This is a genomic window from Desemzia sp. FAM 23988, assembly GCF_045528365.1.
Lineage (GTDB): Bacteria > Bacillota > Bacilli > Lactobacillales > Carnobacteriaceae > Desemzia.
Genome location: NZ_JBGQQS010000025.1, coordinates 23,166 through 42,167 on the forward strand (window position 1 = coordinate 23,166; position 19,002 = coordinate 42,167).

Genomic DNA, 19,002 nt, shown 5'->3' on the forward strand with positions numbered 1-19,002 from the left:
TCTCCTCCTCTATTCAGTCCGATTGTTTACGTTTCCCAAGTAATCCTTCAACCATTCTTCGGTTGTTTTTTCTATTATCACCTGTCCATCTTCTGTCCGATGAGAAATATAAATCGTGGGTTTTTGCGATTCAGTTGCAACAACAAACGTAAATTCTACATTTGTCGCAATACCCCATTCCCCTTTATTGTCCATACAAATGAGCGACATCGCTCCAACTTTCCCATATTTTCTCTTTAATTTCTTTTCAAATTCCTCCAAAGTTCGCTGTGCTGCATCTTTTGGTGGTAATCCCTCTTCCATTTTCCGAACCACTTCGTAACTTAAAATGCCTTTCATTAAATCTTCGCCCAAACCGGTTGCTGCTGCACCGCCGATATCGCTGTCTACATAAAATCCTGAACCCGGCAGAGGAGAATCTCCAACCCTACCTTCTTTTTTCATAAATAGACCGCTACTGGATGTTCCTGCAGCCATATGATGGGCTTTATCTAATACAACCGTCCCAATTGTGTCGTGACCATCATAAGGAGATATTTCTTTAGCTTCAATTTCCTTTTTTTTCTCTTCCCATTTTTCTTTAGACTTTTCTGTCAATAAATCTTCTTGTTCAAAACCCATTTTCACTGCGCATTTTTTTGCTCCTTCAGCAATACGAAATGAATTGAATCGCTCTTTACTTAATTTTCTGGCAACTGAAATGGGATTTTTTATATTCTCCAGCCCAGCAACTGCCCCTATTTCTAACGTAGTTCCATCCATGTATGCTGCATCCAATTGCACTATTCCTTCTTCGTTCGGAAGGCCTCCATAACCGACTGAGATAAAATTGGCAAACTCTTCTACTTCTTTGATGACTCCCTCAAGTACATCTCCTGCACTACTTCCATCAGCTAATTTTTCTGATTGATGAAGAACTCCTTCATAAGCCATCCGCCATGTTGCAATCATTCCATAAGTCATTCGTTTTCCTCCTTAGCAAGTTTCGTATACTACAAAGTATAAAAGCTTTACTTGCTTCAAAATAGTCAGCAAGCAAAGCTTTTCGTGTTTCCTCAAAAAGAATCTTTTTGTTTCCATCACTGGTTGAACTGGCTTTGTTGAAAAATAAAATCAAACTCAAAATCGTCCATTTTTAATGTATATTCCGGCTGTGCATCCGGACCGCAACTCCCAGTCCCAATTCCATTCTGTGCTATATCAAGATATAAAAAGTTGAAAGGAGATTGCACTAATTCTTCTCGGTGCTGAGCTAAATCGATATTTTCTTGAGAACTAGAATGGATACTGTACGAAAATGAATTGGTGCTGGAAATATGCACTTGTTTTCTTTCCTGGGCGTTTAATTTAACCCAATGAGTGTCTAAATGGTTTCCACTCTCTTGCGGATAAATGTAGGGAAAATTTAAATTTTCTACAGAACTTTCAAATAACCCAAATCTTCCTGCTGATTGTGTATCAACATACGTTTCATTTGGCCCTTTTCCAACCCAAGAAATATGTTTGTACTCTGCGCGTATTCCTGATTCTAAGCCAATACGAGCAATCGTATCAGGAAAACGTCCTTCTGGTTTACCCTTTACATGAAAAGACAATGTACCATCTTTCTTCAACTTGTATTCATAAGTGAGATGGATCTTCCACGCTAATTTTCTTGTTCCAACCACTTTTTGTACCGTTACTGTTGTATTTTCAAGGGAATCATCGTAATTAATTGATACTAGACGCTCTTGAGTTTGATGCAGGCCATAATTTCTCCATGTTGCTCCTACTCGATGATCATTATCTGTTAACGGTCGATACAAATTTAGACGTGGCGCAGTTTTAAAGAATTTTTCTCCTTGGACTGTCCAATCCAACAGATTCCCAGTTACTTTGCTGAACAATACCTGAGTACAGTTATTTTGAATGGCAAGAGTGGTTTCAGCCTCACTCTTTACAAATGGACCTGTTTCAGCTGATTCTGGCACTGGAGTTGAAACAGAAATACTTGTCGGCAAGTACAATACATACTCACTCCAGGCCAATTCAAACCCTTTTTCACACCATTTCATATCTTGTTTAGAAGTGTACTGTATTTCTATCCACACGGCCTCGTTTTGTTGATGAGTTGGTATATTATAAGATAGTGTTCGTTTGACTGCCGAATGCGGCTGAATCCCAACAATATCAATAGTACCTTTTTGAATCGCAACTCCTTCTACTTTTAGTACCCACTCTGCAGTTAAGTCATCCACCGTGGTAAAATCTTTGCGATTGGTTATTTCAATTTCAGTACTAGAGAGCCATTTAGTTGTAAGCGGTTCTTGAGCTTTTTTTGCTTCATAATATCCGGGAGACGGTGTTCTGTCCGGTTGCACTAAACCATCAATAACGAAGTTCGCATCATTCGGTTCATCACCAAAATCACCGCCATAATGGTAGACTAATGTCCCTTCTTCATTTTCAGCTAATATACCTTGATCACACCATTCCCAAATGAATCCCCCTTGAAGTCTTGGGAACTTATAGAAGATGTCCCAATAGTCTTGAAGAGCTCCTGGACCATTTCCCATGGCATGGGCATACTCACAAACAATGTGCGGCTTTTTCATTTGTGATTGTACTCCTAATTGTTTTAAAAGCGGCAAGTCTGTATACATTGTAGAATGAACAGCAGAAAGTTTTGGTTCTTCTTCTAATAATTTTCCTCTCCAGTTGATTTTTAATGACTCTCCTTCATGATGGACAAACCGTGTAGGGTCACGTTCTTTTGTAAATTGAACCATTTTTTCATGGTTTTTTCCTGCTCCAGATTCGTTTCCCACAGACCACATAAAGATAGAAGGGTGATTTTTATCTCGTTCCACCATTCGTTCCATCCGGGAAACATATTCCTCTTCCCACATTTCTTGATTGGCTAATTCGTCTACCTTGCCATCTATTTCAAAGCCATGTGTTTCGACATCCGTTTCGTCCATAACATAAAATCCGTATTCATCACACAATGCATAGAACGCCGGTGTATTTGGATAATGACTCGTTCGAATAGCGTTAAAGTTCCCTTGCTTTAATAGTTTGAGGTCTAAAATGATATCCTCATAATCAATTGCTCGTCCTTTTGTTTGATGAAACTCGTGTCGATTAACCCCTTTTAATTTGATGGGAACTTGATTTATATATAACAACCCTCCTTTTATTTCTAATTTTCGGAATCCAGTTTTTTGGATAACTGTCTCCAAAACTTGATTATGGATATCTCGTAGTTCAATTTGGACTTCATACAGATGAGGGGTCTCGGCTGACCACAGTTGAATGTCTTTTACAGGAACAGACCATTTCCAATATTGATTATCTACTTGAACAGCTTCTTCCTCTCTATAAAGTACCTTCCCCAAAGGATCGACTAAAGAATGTACGACCGTTATCCCTTCTGTATCTCCAATGAGTTCAGACTCTACCATTAATTGAGCAGAAGAAAGTGCATCATTCACTTCTGAATGAACAAATGTATCTTGAAAATACGTTTGTGGGCGAGCAATTAAAGTTACATCTCGGTATATTCCCGATAACCACCACATATCCTGATCTTCCAAATAGGTTCCTTCAGACCATTTCGTTACTTGAACGGCAATTCGATTTTTCTCACCCTTTACATATGAAGTAATATCAAATTCAGCCGGTAACCGGCTTCCTTGACTCATACCTACTTTTTCCCCGTTTACCCAAACCTTTAGTGAACTGTCCACTCCTTCAAAACGCAATAAAACTTTTTTTTCATCCCATCCAACGGGCAAATAAAAATCTCTTGCGTAATTCCCGGTGGGATTCTCATCTGGTACGTATGGAGGATCCAATGGTATAGGATATTGAACGTTTGTATAATGCGGCTTCCCATATCCTTCCAATTGCCAATGGCTAGGAACCGAGATATCTTTCCATTTAGAAACATCATACGTTTTTGCAGCGAAAGCCGTTCCAGCCTCTAAAGGATTAGACCAGTAAGAAAAAGACCACGCTCCATTCAAACTCATCGTTCGATCAGATTCGTTCCATTGTTTTCTGTGCTGATAAGCTTTTAGTGACCCATATGGAATAAAATCCGCTCGAGCAGATTCACGATTTAAACTTGTTTGCATCATGCCCCTCCTTGTGAATAAATCTCCAGTCCATATTTAATAATGTCTGTACTAGCTATCTTCATTCTTTAATGAATAAGGCAGCTCATGAGGAAGATAGTCATTTTCTGAGGGTAATAAGCCTAGTTTGACTTCCAGTTTTCCGCCTTTAAGAATGGTTTCATGATTTAGATAAAGACTTTCCATTGTTTCTGAATTTAGCTTCGTCCGCTGTACAAAATTGTTTTGCGGATATTGATTAGGTACAACTGTAGTAAACGTTTTTCCATTCGGCAAATGAACCACGCTTTTATCAAATTGTGGTATTCCCAATACATATTGAGGAACACCAGGAGTCACAGGATAGAACCCCAACATACTAAAAATGACCCAACCTGACATGCTGCCATTATCTTCATCTCCTGGATAACCATCAAAATGGGTTGAAAAAGCGTGCTCACAGAGTTGTTTGACTAACAACTGTGTATAAGCCGGTTTTCCAATATAAGCAAACAAGTAAGGAATATGGAAACTGGGTTGATTCGAAATCGCAATTTGCCCAAATTCGGCAGTTGCCAGTTCGCTCATTTCATGTATTTCCATTCCATAGTTTCCAATTTCAAAGGTAGGATCACTATTTGTCAGACGAACAAGATGTTCTAAGAACGCTTCTTTGCCTCCAAATACATCTATGTAGTCTTGGAAATTATGAAACACAGCTAAACTATTTTGCCAAGCACTTCCCTCCGTATAATCATATCCCCAATCTTCAGGCACGAAGGATTCTTTATACTCTCCTTCTGCATCTTTTCCTCGCATAAAACCGGAATTTTCATCAAATAAATGATGGTAATTTAAAGCCGCTTTTTCGTATTGACCTGCTATTTCCTCTTCTCCAAGGATTTTGGCTACTTGTCGGATACAGAAATCACTATAGGCATTGTCTTGAGTTTGATTAACGCTTTCAATTTTATTATTTGTCACATAACCATAAGCCAGTGTGTCTTGTACCCCACTTCTCCCAAACTTTTCTTCTGTAGGCGGAATTGTGGCTTCTTTCACCATAGCATCTAAAAGGAATCGCATTTCTTCTTCATTTAATAACCCTTTCACACCAGCATCTGCAATCACTGCGTTCACAAGTGTTCCAGGCATTAAGCCACGTTCATCTGGGCTGATCCATTTAGGCAAATGACCAGATTCTTCATAAAAGTGCCGGATGCCTTCTAAGATTTCTTTGTATTTTTCTGGAATAATTAACGAATACAGCGGATAGACTGTTTTATAAGTATCCCAGAAACCATTATTCGTAAAGAATTTACCTTTTTTAATAGAGTTGCTGTATACGTCAAAATGAATCGGCTGATTTTCATCATCCAATTCGTAAAAGGTTTGCGGGAATAAGAACATTCGGTACAAATAAAAGTTAAAATCCTGAACCTTTTGCGTGTCTCGATCGCTTACTTCGATCTTACTTAAATAATACTCCCACTCATCTGCAGCCTTTTCTTTTATCTCTTCAAATGATTCGGTCAAACTTTCTCTTTCTAAGTTTAGTAAAGCTTGTTGTTCACTGATAAAGGAAGTGCCCAAAGAAATTTCCGCTTCTTCCAAATGATTACCTAGACTGATAAATAAACAACTTGTAATGGTGTCCTCAAGCTCAAGCGTTTTTGTCCAGCCTTCTTTTTCATCAAATGTTAAGTAAGAAACTTTATCCTCTTCAGCGGTGCCAAAATCCAACACAAAATAAAAGTACAACAAAGACTTATCGCTATCTACTTTTTGAGGTAATCTCCCAATGAGTCGATTACTTTCTCTATCTACTGTGTAGTCAATGGTTTCATTAGTATGCAAAAGAAGGCCTAGTTCCTTTTCGCTTTGATTAGTCAGCTTTAATTTTGCTCCGTAAGTTGTTGGAGCCAACTCTACTCCTAAACGATAACGCAACAGATCTGCTTTAAAATAGTGTGGTTGAAAAAAAGCTCTGTCAATTTTGTATGAACTTTGATTCAATTCAACGTGAGTTCCTGTCGGCATTCCTGTAACTGGAGTCATTAAAAATGAACTAAAATCTCCCATCCAAGGACTCGGCTGATGTGTCAGCCGAATACCTTGGAAAAGGGGATAAGTAGGATCGAACATCCAATTCGATCCCATTTGGTTTTGTAAGACGAAGTAATTCATTCCAAAAGGAACGCCTGTATAAGGGAGAGTGTTCCCATTTGAAAATCCTGGTTTATTTAACGAACCATGTCGCGTATCTACCGTAGTTACTTTCATACTTCGCTTTCCTCCATTTTTTTCCAAATATGTGTTTTAATTTCAAACGGTTTTACTTCTTGGGTATTCCCATTGTATGGTACTTCTTCCTCTAAAATAGTTGCTTCAACAGGTTTATATGAACCCATTTCTAATTTATAAGGGCTCTTTTTACTTGTAAAATTGTAAAAACGAGTCACTGGGTTGTTTGTACCTGCGTTCCGTTTTAAAGCCGTTACTGCAATGTTTTCTCCATCAACTGAGAGAAATTGATCTGTTGATTTCAGTGTTCCATCATGCAAGTCAGTTTGATAGGTCAATAATGGAACTGAACTATAAATAGCTTCTTTGTAGTTTTTTTCTACGTCATCTTTTCCATGGAAGCTTAAATAATAGTCAAATGTATAAGTTCCTTGGCATTGTGCTTCTGGCGTTGGGAAGTAACCCCAATCTCCCATTTCTCCTACTGCGCGGAACAACGTTAAGCCAATCGTTTGTTGGTCGTTCTCTGAAATCACTTCATACTCTGGTATCCCTTGAGGTGCCAATACCATTCCATGAGAGTCTGTACGAACATTAATAAAACGATGCGTTCTTTGTGGATTCGTCGGATTTGTCCATGCTGCACTAACCTTATTTTCCCTTTTAACCGTTTCAAAAATACTGTCTGCATAATGGACATCTGTTTGAATACCTGTTGGGAACAACACTCGTAGTCGATGGTCTTTCATTTCATTGTGAAGAGTGGATGAAAATGAAAGGTGACGACTATTTTTAACGAGAGAAACAGTTGTTTCAATACGTAATGGCTTCGTTTCTTTCACACGTTGAGCTTTACGGTTTCTAAATTCGACGACTGCTTGCTGTTCTATTTCCAATTGTTCATCTGCGCTAACTGGAACGTCCATTTCGTGTACCAAAGTTAATTCTTTAAAGAATGTAGTCTCTTTTGATACCTGAGCACTTACTAATTTGTTCAGTGAATAAATTGGTTTTTCGTTATTCGGTTGTTTAAATACATATTCATTTCCAATATCTCCAACATCTTCAAAGACCAATAAATTAGAATAAGTTCTATTTTGTTTTAAATCAGTCACGCTAATCGTTCCATCACTGTTTACTTCTAAAGACACCCAGTCATTTTTAAGGGTTACGTCTGTTTTATCCCTCTCTTGGTTTTCTTCATGAATAACTCTCTCTCCGACTGGAACTAGATAATACGTATCCCAAGAATACGAGGCCATTTGCTTAACAGGAAGTTGAACCGTTATATTTCTTGAAATATAAGGACGCCTAAAAGCATCTTTTGGCAATTCGTATCCAAAGCGTGGCCCTTCATTTATAATTTCGGCTTCCACTTCTTCCCCTGAGGCATTCACTATTTTGTATTTAGGAGCATCTGCTTCTCTGATTTCTTCGTAACTTGCTGTTGGAAATTGTTCAGAAAAGTAAATTTTTTCTGTATCCAAGCTGATTGAAGAAACTCCATTTTTTTCTGAACCGGCTGTATTAAACACTACAAATGGTACTGCTTTTTCCATTCCATCTTGTGCAGTTTTGATATGGTTCGTCAATTTATCCATAGACTCATCTTTAACATATTCTCCAACATTTCTTGCATTTTGGAAACGAGTCATCATTCCAGCATGAACCTCATCTACGCTACAGCCACATATACTGTCATGCGGGTGGTTTTGCATGTAAATTTTCCAAGCATAATCCAGTTGGTCATGAGGATATTCCCCAGTTACTTCATACGCCATCGTTGCTAATGGTTCTGCAATTTGTTCTAATAACACAGAAACTTGGTGATTCGCTTGTTTCAAGTATGTCCGAGCAGAAGCTGTATTCGTTAAGGTATACCATCCTTCTGTCTCTTGAGAAGTCAATTCGCCTTTAACAGTATCCAAATCTTCAGGAAGTTCTGACATCATTTGACCCATATATTCCTCAAAATTGGAATGAACAAAATTGTAGTCTGGATATAATTCATTCGCAACTTCTATTGCTTTTGATAAATCTCTTTGAACAGGTTGGTGATCACAGCCGTTCATGAACAATAATTGATCCATTGACGCATAAGCCTCGGCATCTTTTAATTTTTGATCCCAAAATATTTTAGCTTCTTTTTCAGTTGCCGGAACTTCATTCCCATTGCTGTACCAATTAGCAAATAGAAGGCCAATAATTTCTGATTGGTCTACACCAACCCATTTCATTTCAGAATAAGAAGAAACAAAATTATCTTCTTCAGTAGACTTATTCGCAAATCCAGTTGGTTTTACTCCTCTTCCATATGCTGCAATATCAAATCCCAATTGTTTCATTAACTGAGGAGTTTGACCAACATTTCCAAAAGTGTCAGGATAATATCCAATATCTACTTTTGACCCCCATTTTTTACTCTCACGGTGACCAATTAACATGTTTCGAACATTGGATTCACTACTCGTCAAAAAGGCATCTTGAAGAATATAAAAGGGTCCTATTTTTAGATTTCCATTTTGAATGTGTTTTTCTAGCAATGGTTTCTTTTGAGGACGAACTGCTAAATAATCATCTAAAATAATTGTTTGTCCGTCTAAATAAAAACTCTTAAATTCAGGATCTGTTTCAAATAGCTCCAATACATCATCAATCAATTCAACTAATAACATATGGTGCTTTTCGTATGGCAAATACCATTCCCTGTCCCAATGGCTGTGCGAAATAATATGAACGGTTTTCATAATATAACTCCTTCAATACAAAAATATTAACGATCTAATTCATTCCTTTGAATGATTTCACTCATCCAAAACGAACTCTTTTTAGGAATTCGTTTGCCTGTTTCTAAATCATAGCGATAATAACCATAACGATTCTTATATGCATTTAACCAAGACCAGCAATCCACAAATGTCCATAAGTGATAACCAAAACAATTTGCTCCTTCGCCAATGGCTTTCAATGTTTGGTCTAAATGATCCCGGATAAATTCAATTCGGTAATCATCTTGAACAATTCCTTCTTCATCCATAAAACGCTCTTCATCCGAAACACCCATTCCATTTTCTGAAATATACCATGGAATATTTTCATACTCGTCTTTAAGCATTATAGCTATATCATAAATTCCTTCAGGATATATTTCCCATCCCCGATATAGATTCATTCTTTTTTCCGGCCAATCATAAGCACGTGAAAAATCACTTGGGCTTTTTGCAGGATGATGAACTTTTTCTTTATTTACAGCTTGGACGCGTAATGGTTGGTAATAATTGACACCTAAATAGTCTACTTTTCCTGCCGTCAATAGCTCAGAATCTCCTGATTCAGCAGCTGGTAATAAATCATTGTCTCTAAGCATCGTCACAAGCTCTTCTGGGTATTTTCCTAAAACAGCCGGGTCTAAAAAGCTCTTTATATGAAGTAATTCAGAATTTCCTCTTGCTTCTTGATCTTCCTCCTTATCAGAGCGAGCATAAACTGGAGACAGGTTTAAGATGATTCCGATTCTTCCATTCCGTTGTTTTTCTTTAAATACTTTTACTGCTGCAGCGTGTGCTAGCATCGTATGATAAGCAACTTGAATAGCTCGTTTAAAGTTATTCACTTGTGGCCAGTGATCGTTTCCTAAATAACCACACTGCACATGAACAATCGGCTCATTAAAGGTCATCCAATCTTGGACTATATCTCCAAATTGTTCAAATGCTGTATCTGCATAATAAGCAAAATGTTCAATGGATTCTCTGCTTTCCCAGCCGCCTTTTTCCATCAGCCACCATGGCATATCAAAGTGGAACAAGTTTACTATAGGTTCTACCCCTTGTTCTTTTAACTTTGAAAAGTAATCGCGATAATATCGAACAGCTTTTTCATTTACCGTTTTGCCATCTGGTAACAAACGATTCCAAGAAATAGATGTTCTAAAGGAATTTAAATTCATTTCTGCCATTAATTTTGCATCTTCCCCATATCTTTCATACGTTAGTGAAGTATCTTTTGGACCTACCCCGTTATAAAAACGCTCTGGTTCTTTTTCATACCATACATCCCACGTACTAGGTGTTTTGCCTTCTTCATATTGTGCGCCTTCTGATTGAGGCGCAGATGTTGCTGCTCCCCAAAGAAAATTTTCCGGAAATTTCTTTACCATCATTTTTTCACCTCTCAATCGTATATCCAAAGTAATCCAACATTAATTCACAAAAGAGCATATTTGGCCATGAGAACCATTCTCTAGTATATTGTGTGCTGTCGTTTTTATGAAATCCTTCATGCATAGCTTTCTTTCCGCCATCTGTTTTTACCATCGTATCAAGAAGATGTTTCTTATCTTCTTTATTATCACTAGTCAAACCTTCCATAGCTAAAGATAAATGCCAAATATAATCTTCAGGTGTATGCGAACTTCCAATTCCTGCTGCTTCTGATCCGCTGTAATAATAAGGATTTTCTGAACTGAGAATTGTTTCACGAGTATTGACATAAACTGGATCATCAGCAGAGCAAAAACCTAGGTACGGTGCTGAAAGAAGGTTTGGTATATTTGCGTCATCCATAATAGATGCGTTGCCTAATCCATCTACTTCATATGCATATATTTTTTTGCCTTGTTTATTTTCAACAATTGCGTGATTCGTGATTCCTGCTTTAATTTCTTCTCTTAATTTTTTCACGCGTTCTTTTTTTGCATAATCCGGTAAAACATCCGTAAAAATTTCTTCCAAGTAGCCCAATACAACAACAGCAAACATATTCGAAGGCACAAGATAATGGTATTCACATGTGTCATCGCTAGGACGGAAGCCAGACCACGTCATGCCGGTATAAGCCACTTCTGAACCTTTTCCTTCATTCACTAATGTGTCTTCTTTACGCCAAGTATCTCGTTCAAATAGATAAGGGGAATTTTCGTGTCGTTGTTCTGTTTCCCAAACAGTCAAAATATCTTCTACCGCTCTCAAGAATGTATCATTGAAATGAGAGGTATCTTTTGTTTGTTTGTAGTACAAATAACTTAATTGGATAGGGTAGCATAACGAATCAATTTCATATTTTCTTTCCCATACAATAGACTTCATTTCTGTGTAATCCGTTTGGTGTCCTGCGTTATTTTCTTTCTCATTAAATGCATTTGCGTACGGATCGATATGAATAAGTTTAAAATGTCTTTCAATCAATCCTTTAATGATAGACTTAATTTCTTCACTTTCATTTGCAAGAAATAAATAAGGACGGATTTGTGCCGTCGAGTCTCTTAACCACATTGCTGGAATGTCTCCAGTTAATACAAAAGTAGTGTCATCTTCTAAAATTTCCACTGTATTTTGTAATGTATCTAAAAAACTGCCATTAAAAATTTCCAACCACTCAGGATGTTCTTTCCCTAATGAATTAATATGAGTCATAAACGTTTGAATAGAATTGGGAAGAGTTTTTTCCATTATTAGTTACCTCCAATAAATTAGTCCTAGATAGAATAGCTCGTACAGTTTTCATAGGTCCAGAAAACAAATACGAGCTATATTCTTTAAATCAATAAAGATTACTTACCTTTTTTATTATTCTCCAGCTTCTGCCCATCTGTCGTAAGCAGCTTGGTATACCGATACGTATTCTTCAACACCCATATTTTCAACTGTAGACACATACTTATCCCAATTTTCATCATCTAATGGAAGTTGTCCCGTAATAAACTGTGCTTCAGAGTTACGGATATATGTTTGAAGGTCGACTTCGATTCCGCTTACTGTATCTTGTTCTTCTGAAGTTAAATATACAAGCGGGAATGCAACTTCTCCATGTTGATTAATTTTCTCTTCCGTTTCTGATTCTATAAACGTTTCAAATTTTGATTTTTCACTATCACCGATTGGCTCTAATTCAAAATCTGAATTTCCTGGTGTAGTAATTCCGTAATCTGGAGTAATTTGTCCTCGGTATTCTTCTCTGTCACTGGCTTCTAAATCTTCATTGTATTCTCTTGCTCCGCCTTCTTCATCTGCCCAATCCCATAAATAACCTTCAGGTCCTCTGTTCAAGAAATCATATCCTTCTTGGGAGTAGAAGTGATCTACCCATCTCATAGATGCAGCAGGGTTTGGATTATCTTTTGTAATCGCAAACGTACCTCTTTGAATTCCTGTACTCATCGGGAATATTAATTCTTCAGAATACTCACTTGTCATTGGACCCATCATTGGGTTATTAACAGCTTCTTCTTCTGTTTGACCAGTTGTAAAGAATGAGAACCAATCTGGAAACATTCCTAACTGATTGTTCTCTCCTTTAGCTTTTTTCTGTTCATCTGCTTGAGAGAATACTTCTTGGTCTAGTAATCCTTCTGAATATAATTTGTTCATGAATTCTAAATAGCCACGATAATTCTCTGTTGTTGGAGCGTAACGGACAACACCATCATTTTCTTCAATTCCCCATTCTTTAATTCCAAATGCTGAAAGCAACCATGGACGAGTACTATCCATTTTTACATCTGTAAAAGGAATTTCGTCTGCTTTACCATTGCCATTTGGGTCTTCCGTCTTAAATCTAACAAGCATGTCATATAACTCATCAATCGTTTTAGGTGCCTCTTCAATTTCTAAAGCATCCATCCAGTCTCCATTAATCCAAACAGGCCCTCTTATCCAAGTTGAGCTTGCTCCTCCATTAATTCGTGGCAAACTATAAATATTTCCATCAGTTGTTGTGATAGATTGCTTAATTTCTGGATTTTCTTCCATAGCTGCTTTCAAGTTTGGTGCATATTCGTCAATTAAGTCATTTAACGGCAATAGCAAACCTTGTTTACCATAGTCTACTTCTAAAGCTGGTGTTAGAACATCTGTCCCTGGTCCAAAAAGCATATGCGGTACGTCTCCACTAGCAAAAGCTAAGTTGAATTTTGTGCTAAAATCACTCAATGGTGGTGTGGTATAGTCCAGATCAATATTTGTCATTTTTTCATATTCTATCATCGTCGGCATGTCTTCCCATTCTGCCATACCAGTTCCAGGAGCCATCAGCGTCATATTGATAGGTTCTTCAACAAATGGGAAACCTTCTTTTGCAACTTCTTGAGTATCTGATTGTGTATTTTCATCGGAATTACCTTCGCTAGCTGAACTACCTCCACATGCTGCTAATAATAATGAAGTGGAGAATAAGAGTCCCGTTGCTAAAAATCGTTTATTTTTCTTCATTTGAATATTCACTCCTAATTTTTATTTTTTATTACCCTTTAATAGAACCTATCATTACACCTTTTACAAAATATTTTTGTAAAAATGGATACACAATAATAATAGGCAGTGTAGCAACAATCATAACACCATACTTTATGATAGCGCTTAAGTTTTGTTGTTCATTTAAGTACATTGCAGTCTCTTCTGTCATCATAGTAGTTGGATTTGAAGATAAATCCTGTAACACAAGAATTTCTCTCAAAACCATTTGCAATGGATACTTATTTCGATCATCAATATAAATCAATGCTTGGAAATACTGGTTCCAATGACCAACTCCATAAAACAAAGCCATTACAGCTAGTATTGGCTTAGACAATGGTAAAACTACTGCAGTAAATAGTTTGAAATTTGAAGCCCCATCCATAAGGCCTGCTTCCGTTAGCTCATCAGGAATAGTAGATTGGAAAAACGTTCGAGTAATCACTATGTTATAAACAGACGCCGCTCCTGGTAAAATCAAAGCCCACATCGTATTTGACAATCCTAAATCATTTATTAAAATATAACTTGGAATTAACCCTCCAGAAACAAACATCGTGATAATCATCATTTTTGTAAAAAAGCCCTTGAGAGGAAAATCCTTACGCGACAAAACATACCCCGCCGGAATAGTCACCGCAAGATTTATTAATGTTCCAACCACGGTGTAAACAATAGTATTGAGGTATCCTCTCCAAATAGCTTCATTTTGCAATATCGTTTGATACCCTTTGAATGTAATTTCTTTTGGAAACAGCCACATTTCTCCCGAGTTTACAACAGATGGGTCACTGATTGAAGCACTTAAGATATAAACCAAAGGATAGACTACTATTAATAGCGCGATCAATAGCAATAGGTACACAACGGTAAGAAACATTCGATCTGTTTTAGATTCTTTAATGGTAGAATTTTTTATAACTGCAGCACTTTTCATTTTCCTCACTCCCCTTCCTTATTACCATAAGGATACATCGCTTACTTTACGAGATACCTTATTCACTACAATCAATAGTGCCGCATTGATCACTGAATTAAATAAACCAATCGCTGCCGCATAACTATATTGAGCATCCAATAACCCTTGCTGGTAAGTGAATGTAGAAATTACGTTAGAAGACGGCATGTTCAATGGATTTTGCATCAATAATATTTTTTCATGTCCTACAGACATAATACTTCCAAAATTCATAATGAGTAAAATAACCATGGTAGGAATAAGAACTGGTAAATTGATGTACCACATTCTCTGTAACCTTGATGCTCCATCGATTGTAGCCGCTTCGTGCAATTGCGGGTCTACCCCTGATAAAGCTGCCATATAAATGACTGAGCTCCATCCTGTGCTCTGCCAAACTCCTGAAAGAACATAAATTGATTTAAACCAAGAAGGATCTTCCATAAATGCTTTTGCCTCAAAACCAAATGCTTCCAAACCGTGATTAATAATCCCATTTGTTGGCGATAAGAAAGCAATAATCATCCCAACGATAACGACTGTTGAAATAAAATGAGGAGCATAAGTAACTGTTTGAACCATTTTCTTAAATGCGCCATCTTTCACTTCATTTAAGGCTAGTGCTAACATAATTGGTATTGGAAAACCAACTACTAAGGAATAAATACTAATCCCCAATGTATTCTTTAATAGATCCAAGAAGTAATAAGAATCAAAGAACTTTTCAAAGTGTGCAAGTCCTACCCAAGGGCTATCCCAAATTCCTAATGATGGCATATAGTCTTTAAAGGCTATTTGAACACCATACATAGGTCCATAATGGAAAACTAAAAAGTAAAGAAAGGCAGGTAATATCAATACATATAGTTGCCAGCTAGAGAGGATTTTTTTTGTTTTATCTTTCCAACTTGATTTTATCCTTGTCTTTTCTAGGCTTCCCTTTCTAATTGTAGTATTTGGGATACTCGCTATTTTCTTAGCTTGTTTCTCCATACAAATTTGATTCCTCCTTCTTCTATATTATTCTTAGGAGTAAAAATAGAATCATCTTTCTCCTAGTTGCTTGTGGTTGGCCACCCCTAATGTAAGCACTTTCATTATATGTAGATCAGGCATTATTTACAATGTGTTGTTTTTTACGCTTTTTTGTTAAAAACATTATCAAATCAATGATTGTGCATTATAGAATGTGTAATTTTTCTACACATCTACACAAAAAAAATACGAATAGTTTACCCATTCATATCTTTTTTGTTTTTTAATTGCTTTCTCGATATCTTTTTCTATACTCTCCAGGTGTTATTCCATTTTCTTTCCGAAATTTCCTGGTGAAATTAGATACATCATAATATCCAATCTTTTTAACCAATTCTTGTATCGGTTCTTTCGTTGTCAACAGCAACTCTTTAAAGCGTCCCATACGCAATACTTGTATAGTATTTGAAAAAGACTTTCCTGTTTCTTCCTTAATTAGTTTACTGGCATATGAAATAGAAATATTATTCTCGGAAGCAATTCTTTCCAATGAAATATCAGGGGAATCATAATTTTGGTAAATAAATTGAACAACTCTTTGTTCTGCTTTTATACTTTCCGTTTTTTGTCTTTCATTTATGTTATTACAAATAGAAATGACAATGCTGTTTAACACTTCTTTTGTTTCTTTCGTATTGGAAAAATTAGATAACTGTAGAGCTTGTTTATAGTAATCGTCTATTTCCAAATCAATAGCTAATTTAAACACAGTATTAAATACATCAGCGACTACTGCCTGTGTGGCAATTGCTTGATAAGCATATTGTTCAATTTTATAAAATAAAGACTCCACTGTTTCTAATGCAGTTTCTTTATTCCCTTGCTTCATGCTTTGCATCAGAACCAACATTTCTTCATTTGGATAATGAATCATGTCTGTCGGATTCGTTATACCGTTCTTTTGCGACACTTCTTTGAAAAACATGATAGATGATGTCTTAGAAGAAGAGGAATTCAATTGTTCCAATGTAGAACTAGCTTCAATATACGAATTTTTAATTTTAGTTACTGATTCGTAGGCATTCCCGACTGCAAACTTCCACGCTTCATTTTTTGGCAAATCTTCACTCTCAATTTTTTCTTTAATAAATGAAATGGTTTTATTCCAATGGGCTTTATTATCCTCTTCCATATTTAAGATGACAAAAATCTGATTATTTTTAAAATGTGGAACAGTTGCTTCAACAATATAGCAATCTAGATTTTCTTCAGTCTTAATTAATTTTTGTACAATTTTTTCTATATTGATAATATTTTTAGTTTCCACAGATTTTTCTCCAAGTTCTAAAATTAAAATAGCAAATAAAGGAAATGGAAAATTTATTCCTATATCTTTCAAACCATTTATAAACTTGTCGTCTTGGAGGTACTTTCCTTCAATTAAGTTCAATAATGCAGAATTTCGTACAATTGGAGCCTGCTCATTCATCAAACGATTTAACAAATTATATTCTGATCGAGTGCGCTTTACATTTGTTTGTATAAACATCCACTCATCACTTATTTTATCTTCTTCTGATGAAAATGTACTCGTTAACCGCTTAATTGGCCGATAATTTTTTGTAGCAAAGTAAAAAGAAACACCCATGCCTACAAGACTAAGCAATACTGCCGCTGCTATGAAAATAAATAATACTCGATATAGTGGGCGATAAAAACGAACTGTTTCAATCAAAGAAACGATTGTCCAACTTGTGATTGAATTAGAGTGACTATTTAATGTAAAATTTTTCTGATTGATTTGAATTGTTTCATTATTCATGATGACTGGCATTTTGTTTAAGATGTCTGATTGGGACACTTTAGAGATTTCTCCATTTGAAAAAAGCAAGCTTCCTTTTTTATCCGCTACAAACGAAATCCTTTCATCCTCATTACCCATTGCTTTAAGATTTGCTTTTAAGGGATCCATATTCATTACGAAAAGAATAACGCCATATTCATATTCAGGAGATGTTCCTTCAAGCGGCATAGTATAATAGACAATTTTATTGTTAGAGAGATTACTACCTGAGAACCTATCCAATGTATAAACAGATGCATTCTCTGTAGGATGCATAATTTCTTCCATTAACCGATCTTTTTCAGTAATATTAAAATCACTTGTATTATTCATTAATGCCTCTAGCGACATAGTACCTTTAGATGAAAAAACAGTTGGATGATCATTAATAATAATATAAATGCCTTTTGTAGAACGGATTGAGTTATCATACATCCTTAAGCGTTCTACATATTCCCTATATTCTTCCTTTTTACTTAACGAATGCGGAACAAAATCACGAGTATAATTGATTTGATTCCCGACTGAATCCATTTCCATAATTTGTTCATCTAACTGTAAACTTGCTTGTTCTAAAGAAGTCTGATTCGCTGAGGTTAATTCTTCACGGATACTTCTGACATAAATTATATTCACTGCAATTAAAGAAATGATAAAAGGAATAGAAAAAACAAGTAAATAAGAACCAAAATAACTTTTAAACAGATCAGAGTTTGGAATTTTTCTCATTGCTAAATTTTATCCCCCTTTCTTACAACAAACGGTCTGGCATTAATCCTGTAGTTCCTTTCTCTTTTCTTCTGCTTTTATTGCTCCAGTATAGGTGAACCATACTATAGGCAGAAAAAATAATGGTATTCCAAAAAAGAATAGCAGAAAAAGATAATTTCTCATCAGGGCACTAACAATAACTAACCCTACTACAGCTGAAAGAGTAAATAATGGAACGGAAAGAGCGATAAAAAAAGATTGTTTAAGGGTGTTTTTCAAAGAGAAGTTGTATCGAATCATAATCGTGTACGTGTATATACCAACACAAAGAACAAGGAACCCAAGAAACAATATCAGCGTATGTAAAATGATAGATTGAATAAACACATTCGATACTCTTAAATCAATGTATAAAATTGCAAATGCCAGGAGCATCATGTACCCAATTTGGTTTGAACGTTTGAAGTATGCTTTGTATGCTTGACTAAATTCTTCTTTTATAGAAAAACTTTCCCCTTTTTCATCAAACCATCTATACATCACTCTTGTAACAGAAGCGCTCGCAGGAAAAACTCCAAATACAATAAATCCTTTTAAACTATGTAGAACCCAAAATAATTGCAAAATAAAAAAATTGTAAATCCACATTCCAAATGAAATAAGTGCGTTTAAAAATTTACTTTTCTTAATATTATCTGACATTTTATTAACTCCCCTAATTCAGTCTTTAAAATCGTTTCAACAACCACAAAGGAACCGCTTACTTTTTGCTTTAATAAAAAAAACTTCAAATCCAGTTTTTTTAGTCTTTTCATCACTAGTGTTGCATGAAACATAATATGTTTCACAATGTTATGTATCCTATTCCAATATGCAAAAAAGTCCTTTATACTGAACTTGGATGACTTATCCAAGACCAATAAAAAGGACCCAACTTATGGA

At 36.0% G+C, this 19,002-nt stretch carries 11 protein-coding genes; all 11 read right to left on the minus strand.

The window, feature by feature from the left end:
* Positions 1-9: 9 nt before the first annotated feature.
* A complete protein-coding gene (locus ACEN4L_RS11550) occupies positions 10-963 on the minus strand; it encodes a N(4)-(beta-N-acetylglucosaminyl)-L-asparaginase (protein ID WP_407097436.1) in 954 nt (317 codons plus the stop codon).
* 116 nt (positions 964-1,079) lie between these two features.
* Entirely contained in the window at positions 1,080-4,118 is a 3,039-nt protein-coding gene (locus ACEN4L_RS11555; RefSeq protein WP_407097437.1) for a glycoside hydrolase family 2 TIM barrel-domain containing protein, read from the minus strand.
* 51 nt (positions 4,119-4,169) lie between these two features.
* Positions 4,170-6,380, minus strand: coding sequence for a GH92 family glycosyl hydrolase (locus ACEN4L_RS11560; protein WP_407097438.1), 2,211 nt, complete (start codon positions 6,378-6,380; stop codon positions 4,170-4,172).
* Positions 6,377-9,091 carry an alpha-mannosidase gene (locus ACEN4L_RS11565; RefSeq protein ID WP_407097446.1) on the minus strand — a complete coding sequence of 905 codons (2,715 nt, stop codon included), beginning with the start codon at positions 9,089-9,091 and terminating at the stop codon, positions 6,377-6,379. Before ACEN4L_RS11565 ends, ACEN4L_RS11560 begins: the two co-directional genes overlap by 4 nt.
* Positions 9,092-9,114: 23 nt before the next feature.
* Positions 9,115-10,500 carry a glycoside hydrolase family 1 protein gene (locus tag ACEN4L_RS11570; RefSeq protein WP_407097447.1) on the minus strand — a complete coding sequence of 462 codons (1,386 nt, stop codon included), beginning with the start codon at positions 10,498-10,500 and terminating at the stop codon, positions 9,115-9,117.
* 7 nt (positions 10,501-10,507) lie between these two features.
* Positions 10,508-11,791: a glycoside hydrolase family 125 protein gene (locus ACEN4L_RS11575; RefSeq protein WP_407097439.1), complete on the minus strand. Its 1,284-nt coding sequence runs from the start codon at positions 11,789-11,791 to the stop codon at positions 10,508-10,510.
* Positions 11,792-11,908: 117 nt separating this feature from the next.
* Entirely contained in the window at positions 11,909-13,549 is a 1,641-nt protein-coding gene (locus tag ACEN4L_RS11580; protein ID WP_407097440.1) for an extracellular solute-binding protein, read from the minus strand.
* A gap of 31 nt (positions 13,550-13,580) precedes the next feature.
* Positions 13,581-14,510 (minus strand): carbohydrate ABC transporter permease, encoded by a 930-nt coding sequence (locus ACEN4L_RS11585; protein WP_407097441.1) that lies wholly within the window; start codon positions 14,508-14,510, stop codon positions 13,581-13,583.
* 21 nt (positions 14,511-14,531) lie between these two features.
* Positions 14,532-15,524: an ABC transporter permease gene (locus ACEN4L_RS11590; protein WP_407097442.1), complete on the minus strand. Its 993-nt coding sequence runs from the start codon at positions 15,522-15,524 to the stop codon at positions 14,532-14,534.
* A 265-nt stretch (positions 15,525-15,789) separates the two neighbouring features.
* The gene (locus ACEN4L_RS11595) at positions 15,790-18,078 is read right to left on the minus strand and encodes a helix-turn-helix domain-containing protein (protein WP_407097443.1); all 2,289 of its coding nucleotides are present in this window, start codon (positions 18,076-18,078) and stop codon (positions 15,790-15,792) included.
* Between the two features lie 42 nt (positions 18,079-18,120).
* Positions 18,121-18,762, minus strand: a complete 642-nt coding sequence (locus ACEN4L_RS11600; RefSeq protein WP_407097444.1) for a YesL family protein — start codon at positions 18,760-18,762, stop codon at positions 18,121-18,123.
* Positions 18,763-19,002: the final 240 nt, after the last annotated feature.